This window comes from Paenibacillus sp. 2TAB23 (assembly GCF_052115165.1).
Classification (GTDB): Bacteria; Bacillota; Bacilli; order Paenibacillales; family Paenibacillaceae; genus Pristimantibacillus.
In genome coordinates this window covers 419,638-443,458 of the sequence record NZ_JBFRGD010000003.1, presented here as the reverse complement: position 1 = coordinate 443,458, position 23,821 = coordinate 419,638, and the positions used below count along the sequence as shown (strand labels likewise).

The window sequence follows — 23,821 nt, the reverse complement described above, 5'->3', positions numbered from 1 at the left end:
TGGAGGTTCTGCGCATGTTGAAACGAAGTAAAGCCATCAGTACCATTGTCGCCTTATCCATGCTGTTCACTTTATTATCATCGGCCCTGTCATTCACGCCTCGCGCTGCTGCGGCGGAGGAAGCGTCCGCTCCTGAGTATCACGGCTTGAAGGCCGAATACTACCTCGCAGGAGGCCCACCTGATTTCACCTTCGGCACCTTCAAAGGAACGGGCTATGATCCGAATTTGGACATTTCCAATCTGGAGCCATCCATCAAAATGTACACCGGCCAAGAAAATAGGGCCGGTATCAGATGGACGGGATTTATTGAGCCGGCATTTACCGAAAATTATACATTTTACATTACCGGAGATAATGGGTTTCGTTTATGGATTGACAACAAGCTGACCATTGACCATTGGGTAGCAGATTGGGATAAAGAACAAACCTCGCTTCCAGTCGCTTTGACTGCCGGGCAGAAGTACAGCATTAAGCTTGAGCTGTTCGAGGACAACGGCGGGTCGAACGTGCATATGCGCTGGTCGAGTCCAAGCGTTGCGAAGGAGCCCGTGCCGACGGAGGCGTTCTATCTGCCTGATGGGTTTGTGCCGGGAGGTACGGTGCTTGAGGACGGCCTGCACGCGGAGCTGCCTTTTTCGGAAGCATTGCAGCCGCTAACGCCTGAGTTTTTGAACCATTTGCGGGTTAGCATCTCGACTGGCAACATAGCGATTGCATCAGCAGCGCTGAAGGAAGGTGACGATAAAGTCATCGCCGTTACGTTCAAGGATCCGCTTTATTCAAAGGATGTCGGCAACGTTAAAGTAAGCTACGACGGACTTGGTGGTCTGACGACACAGGCTGGAACAGCGATTCCTGGCTTTGACAAACCGATGCTGAACGGCTCGAAATACCAAATCATGTCGCCTTGGGCAGATGACGTGGACAGAGAAAACGTGCTGCCTGAATACCCTAGACCGCAGCTTGCACGCGACGAATGGATCAATTTGAACGGAGAGTGGGAGTTCGAGGCCGCGAAAAAGGGAGAAGCCATCCCTTCAGGCAAAACGCTGAAAGAGAAAATCCTCGTGCCATTCGCAGCGGAAGCGAAGTTATCGGGCATTAATCGGGTAGAAGATCTGATGTGGTACAAACGCAGCTTCACGATTCCAGACCATTGGGATGGCCAGCGCGTAAAGCTTAATTTTGGCGCGGTGGATTATTTGGCTACCGTATACGTGAATGGACAGCTTGCAGGCAGCCATAAAGGCGGCTTCACATCGTTCAGCTTCGATATTACGGATTATCTGGCGCCCGGCGATAATGAACTGATCGTAAACGTGCTGGATGAGACGGATATGGGGGCCGATCAAGCCGTTGGCAAGCAAACCGTCAAAAAGCTCGGCGGTATTTGGTACACGTCCGTATCGGGGATCTGGCAGACCGTATGGCTGGAGCCGGTAGCTGAAGCACATATCGACAAGCTGGATATAGCAACGGACATCCATGACGGTTTACTGAAATTAACAGCAGCAGGCAGCGGCATACAAGGTGAAACGGTTGAGGCCATCGTTCTCGCAAGCGGTGAAGTCGTAGGCTCCGCAACGGGAAAAGTCGGTTCGGAGATCAAGGTGGATGTACCGAACGCTCGACTATGGTCGCCGGATGACCCGTTCCTCTACGACTTAAAGGTGTATTTGAAGGACGGCGGCCAGACGGTCGACGAGGTTGCGAGCTATTTCGGCATGCGGGAGATTAAGCTTGGGAAGGTAAACGGGATAACGCGTCCGCTGCTGAACGGTGAGTTCGTCTTCCAAATGGGACCGCTTGACCAAGGCTTCTGGCCGGACGGCATCTATACTGCACCTACTGACGAAGCGCTAAAGTTCGATATTGAAGCGGTGAAGCGCGTAGGAATGAACACGATCCGCAAGCATATTAAAGTGGAGCCGGCAAGATGGTACTACTGGGCGGATAAGCTAGGCGTGCTCGTATGGCAGGATATGCCGAGCCTAGAAGATCGGCAGGGCAATAAAGGCTCGGATATTACGCAAGCTACCAAGACGCAATGGTTCAAGGAATACAAGGAAATGGTCGATCAGCTGCGCAGCGTAACGTCGATTATCATATGGACCGTATTCAACGAAGGCTGGGGGCAATTTGACCAAGGCGGCCAGCAGACGCGGGATGCGACTGCATACGTAAAGAGCCTCGACTCTACGCGGCTTGTGAACAGCACGAGCGGCTGGTGGGATGCAGGGGCCGGCGATTTGCTGGATGTGCATCGATACCCTGATCCAGGCGCGCCGAACCCTAGCGATACAAGAGCAGCGGTGCTGGGAGAGTATGGCGGCTTAGGCTTGCATGTTCCGGGGCATGAATGGAGCCCGCTCGTATTCTCTTACCAATTAATGAACAGCAAAGAGCAGCTGACCTCTACCTATGTGAATTATGTGAACAGGCTGAAAGCGTTGAAGGAAACGGGCTTAAGCGCAGCCATTTACACGCAAATTACAGATGTAGAGTACGAGATTAATGGGCTTCTATCTTATGACCGCAAGGTGGAAAAAATGGATTTCAACCGCATTGCGACTGCCCACCGTGAGTTGATTGGTACGGCTACCAAAGCGGATTTGCTGGCTGAGATCGAGATTTCGGAAACATTCCTTAACAAGGCGAAGCAGGGAACAGGAGCTGGAGAGTACAAGCAAGCTTCCATCGATGCATTCGATGCGTTAGTTGAAGCAGCTAAGGATACGGCACAGGACGATCAAGCGGCTCAATCGGCAATTCAGCAGAGCCTAAAGGCTCTTCAAACGGGCCGTGCACAGTTTTTTACCGAGGTTAACGCCCCAATTCCTGCTGGCTCGGCAGTGGATGGGTTCGATGACGCTGCGTTGGACTCCGCATGGACGATTCTAAGAGCAGATAACACCAAATGGTCATTGACGAGCAAGCCGGGATTCCTCAGTTTGGCTACGTCAACCGGCGAAACGTTCCAGAATACGAATACACTGCCGAACATCTTTCTAAAAACTGCTCCAGCTGGAGATTTCACAATCACGACGAAGATCGATGCGGCAGTTCGGAAAAACTTTCAGCAGGCGGGGTTATTACTCTGGCAGAATGATGACAATTACGTCAAATTAGGCCATGTGTGGGATACGGAGGGTGCAACGGGAAAAAGCATAGAGACCGCATATGAGAAAAATGCCGTCTACTCCAAAGCGGGGAATATGGCGAAGCATCCAGGTTATGACACTTCGTATTTGCAGTTGAGAAAGATCGGGAACATCGTCTCTACTTTCTACTGGGACGGGACTGCTTGGAAACCGGCTGCCGATCCGGTAACGGTCAGCTTGAGCAATTTGAAAATCGGATTCTATGGCTTGTCCGCGGGCGATCAAACCTCTGTGCAGGCTAACTTCGATTATTTCTCTGTAGGTCCAGTAACGAATGCAGATAAAACCGCGCTGCAAGCTGCCGTGTCTGCCGCCGAAGCAAAGCTCGTTTCTGCGGTTGTCGGTACAGAGCCGGGCCAATATCCGCAGTCGGCTAAGGATGTTTTTGCAGCAGCGGTGGCAGCGGCCAAAGATACAATGGCCAATCAGGGGGCTGACCAAGCAGAAGTGGATGCAGCTGCCGGTGCACTGGTGCAAGCACAGGCTATATTCACTGCGTCAGTCATTCCGGTAACAGCTAACGCTGCCGCAACGATTTCGGGTGTTTCACAGGTAAGGGCTGGCCAAACCTTTGACCTTTCGATTGGCAATACAGGCATTACAGCTGAGAACGCTCAGACTTTGTATGCGCAAATGCTCACTGTCAGCTTTGATCCAGCGAAGGTTGCGTTTGTTGAGGCAGCGTCTTTACAAGCAGGCTTTGGCATCCTTGAACAGAAAACAGTCGAGCCGGGTAAAGTGAGAATCATTGCAGCCGGTCAAGGGAAAGGGCTTGCAGCTAACTCGCAATGGCTGAAGCTCAGCTTTCTAGTAGCCGCTTCAGGCGCGTCTGGTTCTGCGCAAATTACGGTAAGCGGGGTAGAAGCGTCAAACGGCGAAGGTGACGAGCTTATATTAGAGGGAGCGTCGCACGCAATTCAAATAAGCGCTCAGGTGGACCTTTCAGGCTTAAACCAATCGATTACTGCAGCTGAAACGATATACGAAGGTGCACAAGTTGGTACACAGCCTGGACAATATCCGCAAGCGGCTAAAGCGGCCTTGGGAGCAGCTATCGCGAAAGCAAAAGCGGTAGCGGTTAATCCGAACGCAACTGAACTACAGGTAGCTGCGGCGATAACGGAGCTCGGAGCAGCCGTATCTGCCTTCCAAGCATCGGTATTATCTGGTGATATCAACAATGATCAGAAGATTACGATAGGCGATCTGGGCATCCTTGCGGCAGCCTATGGGAAAACAAACGCTGATCCAAACTGGCAGCAATTCAAGAAATCGGATCTTAATGCTGATGGAAAAATCGACATTGAAGACATTGCTATGCTAGCAAGATGGATTTTAGGTTAACGTATAGCTTTTAAAGACGTAAATAAAAACGAAAAAGACGACTGGCAGCTTATCGCAGCCAGTCGTCTTTTTGTTTAGCTCGCCATTGCTCTAAAATTGCGGGGCACGATGGTGATGGCCGTATTTTTGCTGCGGCATGACTTGGTTCGGATTTACGGCTTGCTGCTGGACAAATCCTTGATTGGCAGAAGGATTGGCTGCGGAAGCACCTTGAACGGGATTATAGCTGCAATCGCGCGGAGGACCTAGCACAACTGTGTTTTTTATCGGTGCAAGTGTCGTTTTGAGCGCTGCTTCATCGAGGCAATAGGTATAGGCAAATACGTTGGTTGGCGTTAAACGCAGGATGTCGGATCCATATATGACGTCCGGCACGTTGGCATCGAAAATAGCGAGTAAATGTGTATTGTCTTGCGTTGCAATCTCATAATGCCACCAGCCCTGAGGAATGTTGACTACTTGCCCAGGCGTAACAAGATATCGGAGATACTGCATCGTGAAGGGGTTCAAGAGAGAGACCTCTGCTGCACCAGAAATACAGTATACCAACTCGGAAGCATTCTGGTGGTAATGCGGTTCGATGACATTTCCTTTGCTGAGGAAAATATCAAGCAGGGATATGTTTTGCAGCGTATTTAATTGATTGACGGATAAGAGATTAAAGTAGTTATTTGCATCCTTTTTGAATGCTGGATTCGTGTTGACATCGAAAGCAAATTGCGCTCCGGGAGACGTGTAGTCGATCTTTGTGCTCATTCGAATATAAAGCCCCTTTTCATTAAGCTAATGAATCTTATGAGGTAGGGTATGTGTTAGCCTAGATAGTTGTGAATATTTTATTTTGAAAATAAATGAAGCCCTCCAAGAGCCGGATTGGGCTTTTGAAGGGCTGATTCTTTATTTATAGGTTGGAAGCCAGCTGCCATGCGCCTCAATCAGATCATCGCATAGCGATACGATATCGTCCATGGAAAGCTCGGCAGAGGTATGCGGATCAAGCAAGGCTGCGTGGTAAATATGATCACGCTTGCCAGTGATGGCAGCCTCGATGGTAAGCAGCTGCGTATTGATGTTCGTGCGGTTCAATGCGGCCAGCTGCGGCGGAAGGTCACCTACATACGTAGGGGTAACTCCGTTTGCATCAACGAGGCAAGGCACCTCAACGCAGGCTTCCTTAGGCAGGTTAGTAATCAAACCAGTATTCATCACATTGCCGCCGATTTGGAATGGATTGTTGGTTTCAATTGCCTCTAAGATGTAGGAAGCGTATTCATGACTGCGGCAGTGCTCGAGATTGCTGTCGCCCACTAGCGATTCACGCATCGTTTTCCAACCTTCGATTTGGTTCACGCAGCGGCGCGGATATTCATCAAGCGGTATATTGAAGCGTTCAATGAGCTCGGGATAATTGCGCTTAATGAAGTAGGGATGGTATTCCGCATTGTGCTCGGATGATTCCGTAATGTAATAGCCGAATTTCAGCATCAGCTCATAACGGACCATATCATGATGTTTTTCCGTTTGTTTTTCGGCTGCGCGGCGTTTAATCTCAGGATAAAGATCAACGCCATCCTTGCTTGCTTCGAGCAGCCAAGCCATATGGTTGATACCTGCAATTTTGTATTTGACGCCGGTCGGGTCTAGATCCAAATGCTCGAACAAATGCGGCAAGCATACTTGTACGCTATGGCAGAGACCTACCGTTTTCACGCCGCCGTACGTATTCATCACATTGGTGAGGACGGCCATCGGATTCGTATAGTTCAAGAATAAAGCATCCGGACACACTTCATTGATGTCGCGGGCGAAATCCAGCATAACCGGAATGGTGCGCAGATTGCGGAAAAGGCCGCCAATGCCTACCGTATCCGCTATCGTTTGGCGCAGTCCGTACTTCTTCGGTATTTCAAAGTCTGTAATCGTACAAGGATCGTAGCCGCCTACTTGAATGGCATTAACAACGTATTTGGCGCCGCGAAGCGCTTCTTTACGGTCCGAATACGATTTAATTTGGCAGGTGCTGTTACTCGTTTTTTTGAGATTAAGCAGGATTTGCTCCGATTCGCTCAGTCGTTGTGCATCGATATCGAATAGAGCGATTTCAAAGCCTTGCAGCGCAGGTGTCTGCATGACATCGCCTAGAATGTTTTTGGCAAAGACGGTGCTGCCTGCTCCGATGAAAGTGATTTTGGACATTAGACATTGGCCTCCCATTAATTGATTGCTGACTCCTTTAGTATAAAGAGGACAATGGGAAATGGATATGGAAGGAAAGAAGGTTTATATGGATAAATGTCGCATCATTTAGTATGATGAGCGGAGATGACCTCAAGGGGGTGCTGCAATGGCAACGCATCATACGTTCTCGATTAACCTGAATAGAGCTCCGCTTAAAGGTGAAATGTCTGTCTTGTTTGCTGGTAAGGGGCAGCCGGTTGCCGGCCATAATATCGGTCCGGCCGTTCATGATTATTTTTTGATCCATGTCGTATTAGATGGAGAAGGTGTATTTGAGACGCTTGGGAAAGCGTATACATGCAAGGCGGGAGATGCATTCGTCATTTTTCCGGACATATTGGTTAAATACCAAGCCAGCATGAGCAATCCATGGAGCTATGCTTGGGTCAGCTTCTCGGGCGATATCGTGGAGACGTCGCTCAGCTCTATCGGTATTACACCTGACTATGCGGTCATTCGAGATTTCTCCTTGTCCGCTGCACAGAAGATGCTTAGAACAATACGAAAAAGTATGGATAAAAAGAATTCTGCTGCGCTTGGCAATATGGAAGCCTCAGGCTGGTTAAGACTGCTGCTGCATGAGCTTGGCAGTAAGCATATCGGCGATACGGAAGAGTCTTCCATTCCCGATTCCCACTCCTTCCGCCAAATTGACCAGGCGATCCGCCTTATGTCGCTGCAATACGGACAGCAGCTGTCAATCGAAGGCATTGCCCGCACACTCGGCTACCATCGCGCCCATTTGACGCGGCTGTTCAAGGAGGCGACGGGCTTGTCTCCCATGCAATATTTGCTAAAAGTGCGCATGAAGAAAGCCGAGGAGCTGTTGGGGAGCGAGCTGACCGTCGCCCAAATCGCGACATCTGTCGGCTACAATGATCCGTTGTTTTTTACGAAGCAATTCCGCAAGTGGAGCGGTCAATCGCCTTCGAGCTTCCGCAAGTCGATAGTGGGGGAAGCAGCCAATCACACAACGTAGAAAGCAACATGTTATTAACTAAAGACGGAGATATGGACTAATTAACACCTATGGATGAAGGAATCAACTAATTAACAACCATGAACGAAGAAACCAACCATACGAGCAAGTAAAAACCAAGAAACCAACCATACGAGCAAGTAAAAGCCAAGAAACCAAACATACGAGCAAGTAAAAACCAAGAAACCAACCATTTAACAACGAAGAGTGAACAAACCAACCATTCGAGCAAGTAAGTAACAAACTAATTAGTCTAGAGTACGCTGCACTTTATGCAATAGAAACCTCACATGAGGGTCAATCTAAGGGGCTACGTTGCAGAAAGTGCAGCAGAATCACCCATTTACGTGTCTAGTAGGCTGCATTACAGCCAAACCGTTGCAGAAACTGCAACGTAGCAAAAAAATGGTTACTCAAACGACGATTAGAGTGTATGAAGTGCAATGTAGATCAGGTAATGGTTGTAGAAAATGCGAGCGAATAGAGGAGCAAAGTATTAGACAACACAATCTCACTACGAATAAACCAACCAATTAACAACGAAGAACGAATAAACCAACCAACCAATTAACAACGAAGAACGAATAAACCAACCAACCAATTAACGACGAAGAACGAATAAACCAACCATTTGAGCAAGTAAGTAACAAACTAATTAGTCTCGAGTACGCTGCACTTTATGCAATAGAAACCTCACATGAGGGTCAATCTAAGGGGCTACGTTGCAGAAAGTGCAGCAGAATCACCCATTTACATGTCTAGTAGGCTGCATTACAGCCAAACCGTTGCAGAAACTGCAACGTAGCAAAAAATTGGTTAGTTAAACGACGATTAGAGTGTATAAAGTGCAACGTAGCAAGGGGGCGGTGGGTGGAGGGAGGGAGTATTATGGGGAGTATTAGTAACCAACCAACCAACCAACCAACCAACCAACCAACCAACCAACCAACCAACCAACCAACCAACCAACCAACCAACCAACCAACCAACCAACCAACCAACCAACCAACCAACCAACCAACCAACCAACCAACCAACCATTTATTCTCCAAACGCTATAAAACACATCAGGCTGGTTATATCCTGGACATTCCAGACTAGTCATCTCAATGCTAAACAACCTCAAAAACGGTTGAAGCAGTCAGAAAAGGCTGCTTCAACCGTTTTTAGATAGCTGCTTAGAATACCAACTACGACAAGGTTTTCACCGATCTGCGGATGACCAAATCGGCAGGCAAGACAATTTTTTTCCAAGGCAAGGCGGTTTCTCGCTCCTGAATACGTTCAACGAGCATTTGCATGCCCATATAGCCGAATTGATAAGCCTGCTGGGCAGCAACGGTAAGAAACGGCTCTACTTCCGAATAGGGACCCAAATCGTCGAAGCATACGATCGAGATGTCTTCGGGAACGCTGATTCTTCGTTCACGAAGCAGGCGCAAAACTTCGACAGCGAGCACGTTATTGCCAGCGACGATAGCGGTTGGCGCGGGGTCCAGCTGATCGAGCCATCGTCCCATTTCGGTCAAGTCGCTTAAAGGACCAAAGCTTGTTTCGAAGACAAAATTCTCATTATAAGCAAGGTCACTAAGCTTCATTCCATCCTGATAGCCTTGGAGCCGCAGCCTTGCGCTGGACACGGAAGGCGAGCCGTTCACGAACGCAATATTTCGGTGACCTTGTGCAACCAGATGCTCTACGAGTCTTCTTGCTCCGTCTTTGCTGTCACCAAGCACAATATCGCATTCGATGCCGGGAACCTCGCGGTCTAGCAGAACAAACGGAACTTTATGCTTGCGAAGCGACTCCAAATGCGGGAGAGATGGATCGCCTGCCGGAGCGACCAGCACTCCATCGACGCGTGTGGTCAAGATGGTCGTCACATAGTCGGCTTCCTTCTCGATGCTCTCGTCACTGTTGCCGAAAAGGAGACGGTAGCCGGAGCGCTTGGCCGCGTCTTCCGCACCTCGCGCAAGGGTCGTATAAAACGGGTTCATAATATCAGTGATGAGCAAAAAGAGCAGCTTTGTCTGCTGGAGGACGAGACTGCGCGCCGTCTGATTGGGCACATAGCCAAGCTCCTCCATGACACGCTTCACCTTCGCTCTTGTCTTATCGCTTATTTTGCCAGTGTTATTGATAACTCTGGAGACGGTCATAGCGGATACGCTTGCTTTCGCCGCTACATCATAAATCGTTACCATAGCATTGTCCCCTCATGAATAAATCCTAGTTTCTATCATACAAAAAAGTCTTCATTGACAGCAAGACTTATTCTTGTTATTTTGAGGTTATCGGTAACATTATTATAACCTATTGGAGGTTTTATTCATGACGGATACAAATGTTCGTTTCCAAAGCGGGTTTCCAAAAATCGGAATTCGTCCCACGATTGACGGCAGAAGAAAAGGCGTTCGCGAATCATTAGAAGAGCAAACGATGAACATGGCAATCGCAACAGCCAAGCTGTTGTCGGAGCATTTGCGCTATCCAAACGGCGAGCCTGTCGAGTGCGTAATTGCGGATACATGCATTGGCGGCGTATCCGAGGCTGCAGCTTGCGCTGATAAATTTGCCAAATCCGGCGTAGGGGTATCGATAACGGTAACGCCTTGCTGGTGCTACGGTACGGAAACGATGGATATGGATCCATCCATACCAAAGGCGGTGTGGGGCTTTAACGGTACAGAACGTCCAGGTGCCGTATATTTGGCTGCAGTGCTGTCAGGTTATGCTCAAAAAGGTCTTCCTGCGTTCGGCATTTACGGCGAGCATGTTCAGGATTCAGGCGATACATCCATCCCGTTTGACGTGAAAGACAAGCTGATTGGCTTCGCCAAAGCAGGTCTTGCCGTAGCTTATATGCGTGGCAAATCCTACTTGTCCATGGGATCGGTCTCCATGGGGATCGCTGGATCGATTGTGAATGACGCATTTTTCCAAGAGTATCTTGGCATGCGCACGGAGTACATTGACATGAGTGAATTCGTACGCCGCATGGAAGAAGGCATTTACGATGGCGCGGAATTCGAGAAAGCGCTTACGTGGGTGAAGGAGAACTGCAACGAAGGCCCGGATAACAATCCTGCCCATCTGCAAACCTCGAGAGAGCAGAAGGATGCGGACTGGGAAACCGTTGTCAAAATGACGCAAATTGCCCGTGATCTAATGGTAGGCAATCCAAGGCTGGCTGAGCTTGGCTTCGGCGAGGAAGCAGGCGGACACAATGCAATCGTAGCCGGATTCCAGGGCCAACGTCAGTGGACGGATCACTTCCCGAATGGCGATTTTATGGAAACGGTGCTGAACTCTTCCTACGACTGGAACGGCAAGCGTGCACCTTATATGGTTGCGACAGAAAATGACAGCTTGAACGGCGTCGTTATGCTATTCGGCTATTTGCTATCGAACACGGCCCAAATCTTCGCGGATGTCCGCACGTATTGGAGTCCGGAATCGGTGGAACGCGTTACGGGCCATAAGCTGGAAGGCGCGGCTGCGAATGGCCTCCTCCACTTGATTAACTCGGGATCGGCAACGATGGATGGAACGGGTGAGCAAACAAGAGACGGCCAGCCTGCGATGAAGCCATTCTGGGAAATATCCGACGAAGAGGCACAGAAATGTCTGGATGCGACTTCGTGGCGCCCGGCGTCCGTCGAATATTTCCGCGGCGGCGGCTATTCGTCAGATTATTTAACACGAGGCGGTATGCCGATGACGATGTCCCGAATTAACCTAGTGAAAGGGATCGGACCCGTTCTGCAAATCGCAGAGGGCTATTCGGTTGAATTGCCGCAGCATGTCCACGATACGCTGGATAATCGGACAGATCCGACTTGGCCAACGACTTGGTTCGCTCCGACGCTTACCGGCGAAGGCTCCTTCCACTCCGTGTATGAGGTGATGGACAACTGGGGCGCGAATCACGGCTCCATCAGCTACGGGCATATTGGTGCAGACTTGATCACGCTCGCTTCGATGCTTCGGATTCCGGTTAATATGCATAACGTTCCGGAAGAGCGCGTCTTCCGTCCGAGAGCATGGGGCTTGTTCGGTACGGCTAACGCGGAGAGCGCGGATTACCGTGCTTGTCAAAATTTCGGGCCTATTTATAAATAAAATGGAGGTTTTACAATGAGCAGCACAGATATTCGCAATGAGCTTTGCAAATATGCACGCAAAACGGTAACGAACAAATTAGTCGTCGGCCCTGGAGGAAACATAAGCGCCAAGTTCGAAGGCAAAATGTACCTCTCACCAAGCGGTTTCGCGCTGGATGAGGTAGAGCCGCATCAATGGGTAGAGGTTGATATCGAAACGGGCGAAATTACGGATATCGGCCTGCGTCCGTCCTCCGAGGTGTTGATGCATCTTTATGCTTATCGGGCTAATCCGGATATCGGTGCGATTGTGCACACGCACCCTCCATATTGCATCGCCTTTACACTGGTGGAGCAGGAGCTGCCCATTATGTTCCCGGACCAAGCGGCTTTAGTCGGCAAAACCGTTTATGTACCCTATGTGCTTCCAACGACGGATAAGCTTGCCGATGCCTATGTGGCGAAAGTGAACGAAGCGAGCTCGGTGCTACTTGGCAATCACGGACTTGTTACGTCTGGCCGCAATCTGCGCGAAGCCTATTACCGAACAGAGGTTGTAGAGGAAAGCACTAAAATCTATCTGATTGCCAAAGCGATTCGCGAGCCTAAAGTGCTTACGACGGAAGAATTCGAAGAAATTGCCTCGCTGGAAAGCGAAGCGTATCGCATCGAATTGCTGCAGAAGATGAAATAATCGGCGCAGCCCGTTCACCGAATGAATCAACAGGAAAGGAGGTGCTGCGCATGACAAAACTTGCGACGGTGCTTGCGTTTGACCTTGGAGCCAGCAGCGGCAGAGCACTTATCGGCGAGCTGGTGCGGGATGAAGCAGCGGATTCGAACAAGCTGCAAGTGACCGAGATCCATCGTTTTCCAAATCAACCAGTCGCCTTGAATGGACATTTGCACTGGGATATCCTACGTCTGCTGCAGGAGCTGAAAACAGGCATCCGCAAAGCGTTTCAGCTCGGATATGAACCGCAAACGTTTGGCATTGACACTTGGGGAGTGGATTTTGGACTGCTCGACGCGAATGGGGAGCTGCTCGGAAATCCGTACCATTACCGTGATTCCCAGACGGATGGCATCTTAGAAGAACTGAACGAGCTAATCGGCAAGGAGCGTTTATATGAGGAAGGCGGCTTGCAATTTATGCCTTTCAACACGATTAATCAGCTGTATGCGATGAGCAAGGCTGGTTCACCCAAGCTTGCTGCAGCCAGCACCTTGCTGCTTACGCCGGATCTTCTCGCCTATTTTTTGACTGGCGAGAAAATATGCGAGTTTACAATGGCAACGACAACGCAGCTGTTTCAACCAAAGGAGCAGCTATGGAATAAACCGTTAATGGAGAAGCTGGGCATTCCAAGCAAGCTGTTCCTAGAGCCAACACATCCTGGTACGATTTTCGGTCAGTTAACGGACGAAGTATGCGAGGAGCTTGGCGTTCCACCGATTCGCGCAGTGGCTGTCGGATCTCATGATACGGAGTCAGCGGCAGCAGCTGTCCCGGCGGAAGCGGGGCAGTCGTTTGCTTACGTCGTTTGCGGAACCTGGTCGCTGCTCGGGACAGAGCTCGCGAGTCCGTTAGTTACGCCGGAAGCGCAGTCGCTTGATTTCTCCAACGAGGGAGGAGTCTGCGGAACCTACCAGCTGCTCAAAAACATAATGGGGCTATGGATCCTGCAGGAATGCAAGCGAGAGTGGGATGAGCAAGGAAACGAGCTTTCCTTCAGCGAAATTACCAAGCTTGCGGAACAGGCGGAGCCTTTCCGCAGTCTCATTAACCCGGATGACGCTTCCTTCTATGCGCCAGCAGGCATGATAAAGCGGCTCCAAGCCTATTGCAAGGAAACGGGGCAGCTAGTACCGCAGTCGGTTGGCGAAATCGCGCGCTGTATCATCGAGAGTCTTGCACTGCGGTATCGTCAAGCGCTTGGTCAGATGGAAGCATTAACGGGGCAGTTGTTCGGCGGCCTGCATATGGTTGGCGGGGGCATTCAGAATGAGCTCCTTTGCCGTTTAACCGCTAGCGCCATTGGCAAACCCGTATGGACAGGGCCAGTGGAAGCGAGTGCAATCGGCAACATGCAGATGCAGCTCGTCGCGCTTGGGCTATGCGAAAGCTTGGCAGAGTCGCGATCGCTAGTTGAAGCTTCGTTCCCGATGGAGCAATATGCTCCCATACCAACGGATGGCTGGGCTGCAGCTATTGAGCGGTTTGAGCGTTTGTGCGGAGAGAAATGAGAACATTAGGAATGCATATGCCGCAGAGAGGAAGTAACAAGCATGCTTATTGGTATACCAAAGCTTCTATCGCCTGAGCTTCTTAAGGTACTAAGCGAGATGGGCCATAGCGATGAGATCGTACTGGCTGACGGAAATTTCCCCGGCGCAAGCCATGCTCAGCGATTAATTCGTGCAGACGGCCATCCAATTCCCGAGCTTCTGGACGCTATATTGCAGCTGTTCCCGCTTGATCAATACGTAGAGAAGCCGGCAGCGCTGATGCAGGTCGTGCCTGGCGATACGGCGCAAACTCCGATTTGGGGCGAGTACGGCAAAATTATCGAGCAGCGTACCGGCTTGACAGAGCCGTTCGAGCAGGTTGAGCGCTTTGCTTTCTATGAAAGGGCCAAGCAAGCGTACGCGGTTATTGCGACTGGTGAGAGCGCGCTGTACGCAAACCTTATTTTGAAAAAAGGTGTTATTGCCGAGTAATCACATAGAAAACAAATAAAAGACCCTTGTTAGCTAAATTAAGCTGCAAGGGTCTTTTGCACTAGATGAACGCTGATCGAGCTTCGTATCTATTTCTTGAAAAACTCATGAAAAAGTTCGGCTGTTTTTTTCTGATCAGGCGTAATCGAGAATAAGACGAAATTTCCATTGCGAATAATTTGATAGTTTTTGGCCTGCTCATATTGATCCTGCAAATAGGACTCGAAAGCGGTTTGCAGCTTTTGGGCACGTGCCTCGAAGCCGGCTTTCACACTGTCATAATCTGCGTCCGATTTCAGCTGAACGACCGAAAATTCACCAGCTTGAATCATCATCATCGCTTGATTGAAGCTGCCGTCTACTAATTGTTTATCTGGATCGATACCATAGGTATCTTTGATTTTCTCGCCTTCAACAGCCGTTAGCGGCCCTAAGCCTGAATCTGCTTTAAGCTTAGCAGCAATATCTGCCACTGTAACCTCAGCATTCGGATTGTCAGGATCCGGCTTCGTGGTTGGCTTTGGCGTAGGTGATGGAGTCGCGATTGGCAGCGGCGATGGCTTTGCAGTTGCCGAGGCTGTAGGCCTATCGCTTGGTTTCGTGGCTGGCGAAGTAGCTGTCGGCTTCGCGCTTGGTTTCGTGGCTGGCGAAGCAGCTGTCGGCTTTGCGCTTGGTTTCGTGACTGGCGAAGTAGCTGTCGGCTTCGCGCTTGGTTTCGTGACCGGAGCAGTAGCTGCCGGTTTCTGGGTTTGCTGAGGCTTAGGCGTCACTGTCGCTATTTCGGTTGGCTCAGGCTTTTTCGTAGGCATCGGCGTTATTTTCTCTTCCGAATCCTTTGAAGGCGCGTTTGTTTCGGTTGGCGCAGCTGCTTCTGCAGTTGCTGTAGGCGCCGGAGACGCAACCGGCTGCTCGCCCGGCGAAGGCAGCAGGATAGACGAGGGATCCTCCGTTGCAGCTATTGCATCCGTAGGGCTCGTATTTTCCGTCGTACCGCTTGTTATATTCGTAGAGCTTTCCGTATCGATTGGTTTTTGGCTTGTACTGCTGCAGCTTGCTGCAAGGAGTGCGGTAGCAGCTGCCAGCAATGCAATCGTAATATATTTGGCGTTAAACCTAATCATTCGAGTAGCCCCTTTAAACATAGTTATTAGTTATAGACGACTAATAGAAATAAAAAGTTGCTATTCTACCATTTTTAAAATTATTAATCGACTATCTTCGCGCCTCGGAAGGTGTCATTCCTTTATATTGCTTATACAGCTTGGTGAAATAATTCGGGTTATCGCACCCTACCTTGGCCGCAATTTCGGTGACGGTGTCATTGCTGCTTCGAAGCAGCCGCTCTGCTTCATTCATCCGGCTTACGTTGACATACTCAACGAACGTGCGCCCCGTCAGCTTTTTGAACAGCTTGCAGAAATGATAGGGATTAAGGCTAACCTGCTTTGCAGCTTGTTCGATAGACAGCCTCTCGCAGAAGTTAGACTCGATCTGCTGAATCAGCAGCTTAAAGCGGTCACGATTCGCAGAGTATGGTTCTACTGCCTTGCCGGCAAGCTGTCGTTCGAGGAAAGTGCGCGCCAGCAGCGTAAATAAAGCGTGCAGCTTCGACTTTACGACAAGCTGGTAAGCGGGAGGCTTCGTAGCAAGCTCGCCAATGGCTTCATCAAGCAAGCCATAAAAGGAGAGGCATGCTTCATCTTGCTCGACTGGCTTGACGGGATAATGAAGCCTTCCTTCCAAGTAGGGAGCAACAAACTTCGCATGAACGGGATCATGGACCCAATCATTGAAGAGAGAGGCATTCAGCACCACGCAATCGTAATAAATGGGCTTGTAGCCTAGGGAATATCCAACATGCAGACCGCCGCCTGGTATAATAATGACATCGCCTTCATTTACAATATATGGACGGCTGTCGATATGGAACACCGCGCTGCCTTCCCGCATGACGATGATTTCGAAATGCTCATGCCAGTGCAAATAAAGAATGCAGTCATTGGGCTTTACTTCAGGACAGTGATTTTGAAACAGCTGAATCGGATATGTTTTATGCTCGAGCCGGGTATTTTCCCGCAGTTCCTTCGGATAGGACATTTTTTTGCTCACCACCACAAGATTAGACTAGTATTGCGCAAGATTGTTTAGAGTAATCTGTAATAATCCTAGCTATAATGAATTTGATAAGAATACTATAAGCCAATATTGGAGTGATATACAACCATGGAGAACAAATTAAGAATCGGAACGCTGGTAGGCGGAGGCAATGCGGATCACGTCATCCCGCAAATCGTGAAGCATGGCTTTGAATCGTTTAATTTAACCTTTTGGCAAACAACGGGGAAGACAGATTTAGTCGAAATGGCCAAACGAGTACGTGCATTGGCGGACGAGCATGATTTTATTGTGCCAGCTGTAAGCGTTTTCGGTAATCCATTGACAGGGGAAGGCGACAATGCAGATACGCTTGCAAGCTGGGAGCGGCTGATCGACCACGCTCATTTGTTCGGTGCAGATATCGTATCCGGTTTCACCGGCCGCATCACGAATCAACCGATTGACGAATCCATTCCTGCATTCAAGAAGGTGTTCGGAGAGCTGACAAGAAGAGCGGCGGATAAAGGCGTTCGCATTGCATTCGAGAACTGCGATATGGGCGGAACCTGGCAAACAGGCGACTGGAACATCGCACATAACCCGACAGCTTGGGAGATGATGTTCAATGCCGTACCGGAGGACAACATCGGTCTGGAATGGGAGCCATGTCACCAGATGGTGAGCTTAATTAATCCGATTCCTCAGCTTCGCAAATGGGTGAACAAAGTGTTCCATGTGCATGGCAAGGATGCCACGATTGCATGGGATATCGTGAAGGAGCATGGCGTGCACGGGAAACAGCCGTTTGTATGGCACCGTACGCCTGGATTTGGCGATACGAATTGGACGGATATCATTACGATTCTAAGACAAAACGGCTACAAAGGCACGATAGACATTGAGGGCTGGCATGATCCTGTGTACAAGGACGAGCTGGAAATGACCGGACAGGTGCATGCGCTTCATTATCTGAAACGCTGCCGCGGCGGCGATTTTGTTCCAAACCCAATCTAGGCAAGGGAAAGAGAGGAGAAGAATATGTCTATTAAGCATAAGGTAGTTGTCGTTGGTTGCGGCGGCATGGCGAATACATGGGTGGAGTATGCGAAGAATAGAGAAGATACGGAGATTGTTGGTCTTGTCGACATTAAGGTCGAATTCGCTCAGGCGATGGCAGACCGTCAGGCGTTAACCTGTCCGGTTTTTACTGATTTGAAAGAGGCGATCGCCCAAACAGGCGCTACGATCGTATTCGATATCACCATTCCGGCAAGTCATTACTCGGTTGGCACTACAGCGCTGGAAGCGGGCTGCGACGTATTCGGCGAGAAGCCGCTTGCAGAATCGATGAGCGATTGCAGCGATATCGTGCGGCTGGCAGGCGAGTCTGGACGTACGCATGCGGTCATGCAGAACCGCAGGTTCGATCCGCGTATCCGTGCATTCCGTCAGCTTCTGGCCGATGGGACGATCGGCAAGCCGGGCTTCATAGGAGCGGACTTTTTTATCGGCGCCCATTTCGGCGGCTTCCGTGATGCGATGGACAGCCCGCTGCTGCTTGATATGTCGATTCATACGTTTGACCAAGCCAGATTTCTGATCGGAGCAGATCCGGTATCCGTGTATTGCCAGGAATTTAACCCTCCCGGGTCATGGTATGCTGGCAACGCGATGGCGATTTGTATTTTTGAAATGAGTGACGGCTCCGTATTCGATTACCGCGGATCATGGTGCGCAGAGGGGGTTACCACCTCATGGGAAGCATCATGGCGGGTCACAGGCGAGCATGGGACGGCGATATGGGACGGGCATGGCCATCCATACGCCGAAATCGTCGCTGCAGGAGACCAATCCGGCAAGTTTATTCGCGAATACGAGCGGGTGGAAACGCAGCTTCCAGAGATGGCGAACACGGGCCATCAAGGCTGTCTGGACGATATGTTTGCTTCCCTAGAGGAGAATCGCCAGCCGGAAACAAGCAGCAGAGACAACATATACAGCATGGCTATGGTACTGGCTGCGGTAGAGAGTGCGAGAATTGGACAAAAAGTCAACATTGCTGACTTCATGAAAGCTGCAGTGAAATAGGCATCAAATCGCTCCGAGCAGCAAGGTGATGAGAGCGCAGTTCGCTAGCAAGCCGCTTTGCTCCAAAGGAGCATGCTTCGAGAGCAGAAGCAGCCAAGATCATTTTTGCACGGTTTATGCTGATTCCTTAATGTAAGAAGTCCTCTACAACCATAGGCGCCGCCCCCTGTATTCCATACGGGAGGCGGCGTTTATTTTTGTGTTTTAGCAAATCACGGATGACGGAAAAGGACCGAATAATGTATAAAATAGCTTTTGCGTGTAAATACAACGGCAGCCCGAATCCGTAAAATGATAATTGATCATAAAAATAGAGTGTTCATAGAGGAAGGAGTGGCTTAATGAGCGGAAACGTTCTACTGAGGATGGATAATGTGAGCAAAACTTTTCCTGGCGTTAAGGCGCTTAGCGACGTAAGCTTCACCCTGCGAAAAGGTGAGGTTCATGCATTAATGGGCGAGAATGGCGCGGGGAAATCAACCTTAATAAAAGTGCTGACTGGCGTGCACCCAATGGATAAAGGCGAAGTGCAATTGAATGGCAGACCCATAACGGCTAGATCGCCGCAGGAGGCGCAGACGCTTGGGATCAGTACGGTGTATCAGGAAATTAATTTATGCCCTAACTTGTCAGTGGCAGAAAATTTGTACATTGGCCGTGTTCCTAAGCGCAGAGGGTCGATTGACTGGAAACGAATGAATGAGGATAGCGAACGTTTGTTGAAGCGTCTGAACTTAAATCTGGATGTCAAACAGCCGCTGTCTGACTTTTCAGTCGCCATCCAACAGATGGTCGCAATAGCAAGAGCAGTCGACATGTCCAGCGGTGTTCTTATTCTGGATGAACCAACCTCAAGCCTGGACAATCAAGAGGTGCAGCAATTGTTCGACGTGATGCGCAAGCTTCGGGACGAGGGCATGGGCATTGTGTTTGTCACTCACTTCCTTGATCAGGTCTATGACATTACCGATCGGATTACGATTCTTCGCAACGGTGCTTTAGTTGGTGAATATGAGACAAGCAAGCTGTCCAAAAGCAGCCTGGTCTCGAATATGATCGGCCGTGAATGGAGAGAAGAGGACGAGCATCGCAAAAAGGAAAAGAGCTATACCTCTGAAGTCACGATGTCTACCGATGCTTTGACGAGAGTCGGCTCCGTGAAGCCGGTCAGCCTGTCCATCAGGAAAGGTGAGGTTGTTGGGCTAGCGGGCCTGCTCGGCTCAGGGCGCTCGGAGTTTGCGAACCTCATCTTTGGAATTGACCAATCTGACAGCGGCATTCTGACGCTTGGCTCGGAGACGTTCCAATCGATGAATCCGAAGAAAGCGATCCGGAAAGGCGTGGGCTTCTGCCCGGAGGATCGGAAAGTAGCAGGCATAGTCGGGGAGCTTACGATCCGTGAAAATATCGTGCTCGCGCTTCAGGCGAAGAAAGGCATATTCAATTATATTCCTTTGAAGAAGCAGCAGGAGATTGCTAGGAAATTTATTGACCTGCTTCGAATCAAGACGCCTAGCATGGAACAGCGAATCGATAATTTGAGCGGGGGCAATCAGCAAAAGGTTATATTGGCGCGGTGGCTGGCTACAGATCCTAGTCTGCTCATTCTGGACGAACCGACTAGGGGGATCGACGTCGGCTCCAAAGGCGAAATTCGGAAACTGATTTTGGATTTGGCGAAGTCGGGGCTTTCCATACTGATTATTTCCTCGGAGCTTCAAGAAATGATTGAGTGCGCCGATCGAATCGTCGTGCTTCGCGACCGGATGCAGGTTGGAGAAATTAGCGGCGACCATATGACTGAAACTAATATTATGAGGATGATTGCAGAAGGAGGCGGTTCTCATGAGCAGTATTCGCAAACTGGCAGCTAACGTCATGCATACCAAAATCATTTGGCCAATAACCGCGTTAGCCGCTATCCTATTGTTTAATTTATTTTTTGTTCCTGGTTTTTTTAATATCGAAATTAAAAATGGCCATCTCTTCGGCAGTTTGATCGATATATTGAATCGTGCTGCTCCGATCATGGTTATTGCCATCGGCATGACGCTTGTAATTGCGAAGGAAGGCATTGATATCTCTGTCGGTTCCGTGCTTGCCATCTCCGGAGCGGTTGCCATTTCGTTGCTAGGCGTGGTGCCGCTCTGGATAGCGATTGTCGCTGCGATGGTCGTCGGGGTGTTGTGCGGCCTATGGAATGGCGTGCTAATCGCTTATCTGGGCATACAGCCTATGGTTGGGACGCTAATCTTGATGACGGTTGGCCGGGGAATCGCGCAATTGATTACGGAAGGAAAGGTTCTCACTACCGACAATGAGGCTTTTGGCTTTATCGGCAAAGGTTTTTTCCTGGGACTGCCCTTCTCCATATTTATCGCAGCATTTGTTTTCCTGTTTGTGCTTTATTTGAAAAAGCGTACGGCTCTTGGGCTTTTCCTGGAGGCAACGGGCTCCAATAAAATATCAAGCGAGTATGCAGGTCTTGAACCACGGAAAATTTATTTATTCGTGTATATCGTTTGCGGTCTGTGTGCAGCAATTGCAGGGCTGCTTGTGAGCTCGAACATCAGCAGCGCGGATGCGAACAATGCTGGCTTATGGATCGAGCTGGATGCGATCTTGGCGGTCGTCATCGGCGGGACTTCTATGCGAGGCGGTCGTTTCTTTCTTGCTGGAACGGTCATCGGCGCTTTGTTCATTCAATCGCTTACGACGACGATCTACTCCATGGGTGTGCCGCCTGAGCGTATTATGGTCGTGAAGGCGATCGTAGTCATCGTTGTCAGCTTAATGCAATCGGACCGCTTCAGGCGAATGTTCCAACAGAAGAATAAACAGGCGGTGATCGGATGAAGCTGAATCTTCGAATTAACCAGAACAATATTATAATCTTCTCGACCTTGCTGCTCATTGTTTTGCTATACGGCGCGGGTTCTGTCCTCTATACCGGATTTTTCACCTGGCAAGTGTTTTTCAATCTTTTCATCGATAACGCCTATTTGATTATCGTAGCGACTGGGCTTGCTTTCGTTATTATTACGGGTGGTATCGACTTGTCGGTTGCCTCTGTCGTTGCTTTCATCAGCGTCGTTTCGGCTGCGCTGCTGCAGGAGGGCATGAACGCCTACGTCGTAATGGCCATTTGTTTGATCATTGGCATTGTGTTCGGAGCGGCCCAAGGCTATCTCATCCAACGCTTCGACCTGCATCCTTGGATTGTTACCCTCGCAGGCATGTTTCTTGCGAGAGGAGCGAGCTATTTCATAACGACGCAAAGCATCGTCATCGAGAATGCAACGTATACAGCCATTTCAAAATTCAAAATCAACCTGGTCGGATCCAATTTCATTTCGGTGAGCGTCGTGATTGCTTTGGCTGTCGTCGCGGTCGCCATCTATGTTGCCAAGTATACGGAGTTTGGCAGATCCGTATTTGCAATTGGGGGCAGCGAGCGTTCTGCGGTGCTGATGGGCCTCCCGGTTCCTCGCATTACGGTATTGGTTTATACGATTAGCGGTTTCTGTTCCGCGCTAGGCGGCATTGTATTTACCTTCTATATGTTGTCTGGCTATAACCTCCATTTAATGGGGATGGAGATGGATGCGATTGCGGCTTGCGTAATCGGAGGCATTCTACTGACCGGAGGCTTCGGTTACTTGGTTGGTCCATTGTTAGGCGTCATTTGTTCTGGCATTATTCAAACGATCGTCATGTATCAGGGTACGCTTAGCTCTTGGTGGACAAAGATTGCTGTTGGATTCCTATTGTTCCTCTTTATTCTCCTGCAGAGGGTAATCGTTATCCGCCGCCAAAGACGGCGCGTGATCAGCCATGCTGCGGAGAAGCCGGCCGCTAGCGGCGGGGACAGACGAACGCCAGCTTCTGTGTAAAGTAAATAATAGAATAATAGAATCTAAATAGTGCCGAATTTAGCAAAATATAACGTTTTTATGTAAATACAATAAACTTCAAACGGATTATATTGATAATGTGATCAACACATAGCATATAAAGGGAGGAACAAAAAAATGTTTAAGTTTAAAAAGAGCTCTTTTGTAATGACAACGGTGTTAGCGGTAGGCCTTCTGCTATCGGCATGCAGCGGCAATGCAGCTAACAATAATGGAGGAAACGCTGCAACCAATGCACCGGCGGAGACTACAGCTCCGGCAGCAGAAGACAAAGGCTCAGACAAAAAGATCGTGCTGGGCTTCTCGCAAATCGGTGCGGAGAGCGGCTGGCGGGATGCTGAAACACAATCGATTAAGGACACATTCGGCAGTGACGCGCAGTTCGAGCTGAAGTTCTCCGATGCTCAGCAAAAGCAAGAGAACCAAATCAAAGCCATTCGTACATTCATCTCCCAAAAAGTAGATGCGATCGCTCTTGCGCCAGTCGTTGAATCCGGCTGGGAAACAGTGCTTGAAGAAGCAAAAGCAGCAAACATTCCGGTGTTCCTGCTTGACCGTACTGTAAAAGTGAGCGATGAGTCGCTATACACTTCCTTTATCGGTTCCGACTTCGTGCTTGAAGGCCAAAACGCAGCAAAAACGATGATGGAGCTGCTTGGCGCAGACAAGAAAGTAAACATCGTTGAGCTTCAGGGAACGGTTGGCGCGAGCGCTGCCAATGATCGCCAAAAGGGCTTCCAAGAAATCGTTGACGGCAACCCTAACTACAAAATCATCAAATCTCAGACCGGTGACTTTACTCGTGCAAAGGGCAAAGAGGTAATGGAAGCATTCCTGAAATCAGACGGCAAAAACATTCAAGCGGTTTACGCGCATAACGATGACATGGCGCTTGGTGCGATTCAAGCGATTGAAGAATACGGCTTAAAGCCGGGAACTGACATTTTCGTCGTATCGGTAGACGGCATCAAACCAGCTTTTGAAGCAATCCGCGACGGCAAACTGAATGTGACCGTAGAGTGTAATCCATTGCTGGGACCACAGCTGAAACAAGCAATCCTAGACTTTAAAGAAGGCAAAACGTTGGAAAAATGGATCAAATCGGACGAGGATGTATTCTTCGGTCAAAAAGCAATCGATGCATTGCCAAACCGACTCTATTAAACTCGAATG

At 49.6% G+C, this 23,821-nt stretch carries 18 protein-coding genes; 13 read left to right on the top strand and 5 right to left on the bottom strand.

From position 1 onward, the window contains the following. The first annotated feature begins 14 nt into the window (after nucleotides 1-14). Nucleotides 15-4,508 (top strand): sugar-binding domain-containing protein, encoded by a 4,494-nt coding sequence (locus tag AB4Z29_RS07300; RefSeq protein ID WP_441942384.1) that lies wholly within the window; start codon nucleotides 15-17, stop codon nucleotides 4,506-4,508. A gap of 90 nt (nucleotides 4,509-4,598) precedes the next feature. Here the strand turns inward: AB4Z29_RS07300 and AB4Z29_RS07295 are convergent, their stop codons facing one another. Together AB4Z29_RS07295 and AB4Z29_RS07290 are read right to left on the bottom strand one after the other, a co-directional pair. Then, nucleotides 4,599-5,264 (bottom strand): cupin domain-containing protein, encoded by a 666-nt coding sequence (locus tag AB4Z29_RS07295; RefSeq protein ID WP_441942383.1) that lies wholly within the window; start codon nucleotides 5,262-5,264, stop codon nucleotides 4,599-4,601. A gap of 141 nt (nucleotides 5,265-5,405) precedes the next feature. Continuing rightward, nucleotides 5,406-6,704, bottom strand: coding sequence for an alpha-glucosidase/alpha-galactosidase (locus tag AB4Z29_RS07290; RefSeq protein ID WP_441942382.1), 1,299 nt, complete (start codon nucleotides 6,702-6,704; stop codon nucleotides 5,406-5,408). Nucleotides 6,705-6,852: 148 nt separating this feature from the next. Between AB4Z29_RS07290 and AB4Z29_RS07285 the strand changes: the two genes are divergently transcribed. Next, nucleotides 6,853-7,725 carry an AraC family transcriptional regulator gene (locus AB4Z29_RS07285; RefSeq protein ID WP_441942381.1) on the top strand — a complete coding sequence of 291 codons (873 nt, stop codon included), beginning with the start codon at nucleotides 6,853-6,855 and terminating at the stop codon, nucleotides 7,723-7,725. Between the two features lie 888 nt (nucleotides 7,726-8,613). Next, a complete protein-coding gene (locus tag AB4Z29_RS07280; protein WP_441942380.1) occupies nucleotides 8,614-8,826 on the top strand; it encodes a PT domain-containing protein in 213 nt (70 codons plus the stop codon). An 89-nt stretch (nucleotides 8,827-8,915) separates the two neighbouring features. Here AB4Z29_RS07280 and AB4Z29_RS07275 read toward each other — a convergent pair whose 3' ends face one another. Next, complete coding sequence (locus tag AB4Z29_RS07275; RefSeq protein WP_441942379.1) at nucleotides 8,916-9,929, bottom strand: LacI family DNA-binding transcriptional regulator; 1,014 nt, start codon at nucleotides 9,927-9,929, stop codon at nucleotides 8,916-8,918. Nucleotides 9,930-10,056: 127 nt separating this feature from the next. Here AB4Z29_RS07275 and AB4Z29_RS07270 point away from each other — a divergent pair, with 127 nt between their 5' ends. From AB4Z29_RS07270 to AB4Z29_RS07255, 4 genes are read left to right on the top strand one after another with little or no spacing between them, the layout of a single operon-like run. After that, complete coding sequence (locus AB4Z29_RS07270; protein WP_441942378.1) at nucleotides 10,057-11,847, top strand: L-fucose isomerase; 1,791 nt, start codon at nucleotides 10,057-10,059, stop codon at nucleotides 11,845-11,847. Between the two features lie 15 nt (nucleotides 11,848-11,862). Then, entirely contained in the window at nucleotides 11,863-12,522 is a 660-nt protein-coding gene (locus tag AB4Z29_RS07265) for a class II aldolase/adducin family protein (protein WP_339203676.1), read from the top strand. 50 nt (nucleotides 12,523-12,572) lie between these two features. Continuing rightward, a complete protein-coding gene (locus AB4Z29_RS07260) occupies nucleotides 12,573-14,075 on the top strand; it encodes a rhamnulokinase (protein ID WP_441942377.1) in 1,503 nt (500 codons plus the stop codon). 42 nt (nucleotides 14,076-14,117) lie between these two features. Then, a complete protein-coding gene (locus AB4Z29_RS07255; RefSeq protein ID WP_183560149.1) occupies nucleotides 14,118-14,549 on the top strand; it encodes an RbsD/FucU family protein in 432 nt (143 codons plus the stop codon). Nucleotides 14,550-14,638: 89 nt separating this feature from the next. Here AB4Z29_RS07255 and AB4Z29_RS07250 read toward each other — a convergent pair whose 3' ends face one another. Together AB4Z29_RS07250 and AB4Z29_RS07245 are read right to left on the bottom strand one after the other, a co-directional pair. Next, nucleotides 14,639-15,670, bottom strand: a complete 1,032-nt coding sequence (locus AB4Z29_RS07250; RefSeq protein WP_441942376.1) for a DUF4358 domain-containing protein — start codon at nucleotides 15,668-15,670, stop codon at nucleotides 14,639-14,641. Between the two features lie 91 nt (nucleotides 15,671-15,761). After that, nucleotides 15,762-16,646, bottom strand: a complete 885-nt coding sequence (locus tag AB4Z29_RS07245) for an AraC family transcriptional regulator (protein ID WP_441942375.1) — start codon at nucleotides 16,644-16,646, stop codon at nucleotides 15,762-15,764. Between the two features lie 126 nt (nucleotides 16,647-16,772). Between AB4Z29_RS07245 and AB4Z29_RS07240 the strand changes: the two genes are divergently transcribed. The 6 genes from AB4Z29_RS07240 to AB4Z29_RS07215 all read left to right on the top strand — a co-directional run bounded on the left by AB4Z29_RS07240 (nucleotide 16,773) and on the right by AB4Z29_RS07215 (nucleotide 23,812). Further along, nucleotides 16,773-17,660, top strand: coding sequence for a sugar phosphate isomerase/epimerase family protein (locus AB4Z29_RS07240; protein WP_441942373.1), 888 nt, complete (start codon nucleotides 16,773-16,775; stop codon nucleotides 17,658-17,660). A gap of 24 nt (nucleotides 17,661-17,684) precedes the next feature. After that, the gene (locus AB4Z29_RS07235) at nucleotides 17,685-18,734 is read left to right on the top strand and encodes a Gfo/Idh/MocA family protein (protein WP_441942372.1); all 1,050 of its coding nucleotides are present in this window, start codon (nucleotides 17,685-17,687) and stop codon (nucleotides 18,732-18,734) included. A gap of 365 nt (nucleotides 18,735-19,099) precedes the next feature. After that, entirely contained in the window at nucleotides 19,100-20,608 is a 1,509-nt protein-coding gene (locus AB4Z29_RS07230) for a sugar ABC transporter ATP-binding protein (RefSeq protein ID WP_441942423.1), read from the top strand. Further along, a complete protein-coding gene (locus AB4Z29_RS07225; protein WP_441942371.1) occupies nucleotides 20,580-21,590 on the top strand; it encodes an ABC transporter permease in 1,011 nt (336 codons plus the stop codon). The genes AB4Z29_RS07230 and AB4Z29_RS07225 overlap by 29 nt, the downstream gene beginning before the upstream one ends. Beyond that, complete coding sequence (gene yjfF / locus AB4Z29_RS07220; RefSeq protein ID WP_441942370.1) at nucleotides 21,587-22,627, top strand: galactofuranose ABC transporter, permease protein YjfF; 1,041 nt, start codon at nucleotides 21,587-21,589, stop codon at nucleotides 22,625-22,627. Before AB4Z29_RS07225 ends, yjfF begins: the two co-directional genes overlap by 4 nt. Nucleotides 22,628-22,765: 138 nt before the next feature. After that, nucleotides 22,766-23,812: an ABC transporter substrate-binding protein gene (locus tag AB4Z29_RS07215; protein ID WP_441942369.1), complete on the top strand. Its 1,047-nt coding sequence runs from the start codon at nucleotides 22,766-22,768 to the stop codon at nucleotides 23,810-23,812. Nucleotides 23,813-23,821 lie beyond the last annotated feature (9 nt).

Excerpts from the sequence above, each read along its gene's own strand:
- AB4Z29_RS07300 (WP_441942384.1), top strand. The coding sequence starts at position 15 with ATGTTGAAACGAAGTAAAGCCATCAGTACCATTGTCGCCTTATCCATG.
- AB4Z29_RS07295 (WP_441942383.1), bottom strand. The coding sequence starts at position 5,264 with ATGAGCACAAAGATCGACTACACGTCTCCCGGAGCGCAATTTGCTTTC.
- AB4Z29_RS07290 (WP_441942382.1), bottom strand. The coding sequence starts at position 6,704 with ATGTCCAAAATCACTTTCATCGGAGCAGGCAGCACCGTCTTTGCCAAA.
- AB4Z29_RS07285 (WP_441942381.1), top strand. The coding sequence starts at position 6,853 with ATGGCAACGCATCATACGTTCTCGATTAACCTGAATAGAGCTCCGCTT.
- AB4Z29_RS07280 (WP_441942380.1), top strand. The coding sequence starts at position 8,614 with ATGGGGAGTATTAGTAACCAACCAACCAACCAACCAACCAACCAACCA.
- AB4Z29_RS07275 (WP_441942379.1), bottom strand. The coding sequence starts at position 9,929 with ATGGTAACGATTTATGATGTAGCGGCGAAAGCAAGCGTATCCGCTATG.
- AB4Z29_RS07270 (WP_441942378.1), top strand. The coding sequence starts at position 10,057 with ATGACGGATACAAATGTTCGTTTCCAAAGCGGGTTTCCAAAAATCGGA.
- AB4Z29_RS07265 (WP_339203676.1), top strand. The coding sequence starts at position 11,863 with ATGAGCAGCACAGATATTCGCAATGAGCTTTGCAAATATGCACGCAAA.
- AB4Z29_RS07260 (WP_441942377.1), top strand. The coding sequence starts at position 12,573 with ATGACAAAACTTGCGACGGTGCTTGCGTTTGACCTTGGAGCCAGCAGC.
- AB4Z29_RS07255 (WP_183560149.1), top strand. The coding sequence starts at position 14,118 with ATGCTTATTGGTATACCAAAGCTTCTATCGCCTGAGCTTCTTAAGGTA.
- AB4Z29_RS07250 (WP_441942376.1), bottom strand. The coding sequence starts at position 15,670 with ATGATTAGGTTTAACGCCAAATATATTACGATTGCATTGCTGGCAGCT.
- AB4Z29_RS07245 (WP_441942375.1), bottom strand. The coding sequence starts at position 16,646 with ATGTCCTATCCGAAGGAACTGCGGGAAAATACCCGGCTCGAGCATAAA.
- AB4Z29_RS07240 (WP_441942373.1), top strand. The coding sequence starts at position 16,773 with ATGGAGAACAAATTAAGAATCGGAACGCTGGTAGGCGGAGGCAATGCG.
- AB4Z29_RS07235 (WP_441942372.1), top strand. The coding sequence starts at position 17,685 with ATGTCTATTAAGCATAAGGTAGTTGTCGTTGGTTGCGGCGGCATGGCG.
- AB4Z29_RS07230 (WP_441942423.1), top strand. The coding sequence starts at position 19,100 with ATGGATAATGTGAGCAAAACTTTTCCTGGCGTTAAGGCGCTTAGCGAC.
- AB4Z29_RS07225 (WP_441942371.1), top strand. The coding sequence starts at position 20,580 with ATGAGCAGTATTCGCAAACTGGCAGCTAACGTCATGCATACCAAAATC.
- yjfF (WP_441942370.1), top strand. The coding sequence starts at position 21,587 with ATGAAGCTGAATCTTCGAATTAACCAGAACAATATTATAATCTTCTCG.
- AB4Z29_RS07215 (WP_441942369.1), top strand. The coding sequence starts at position 22,766 with ATGTTTAAGTTTAAAAAGAGCTCTTTTGTAATGACAACGGTGTTAGCG.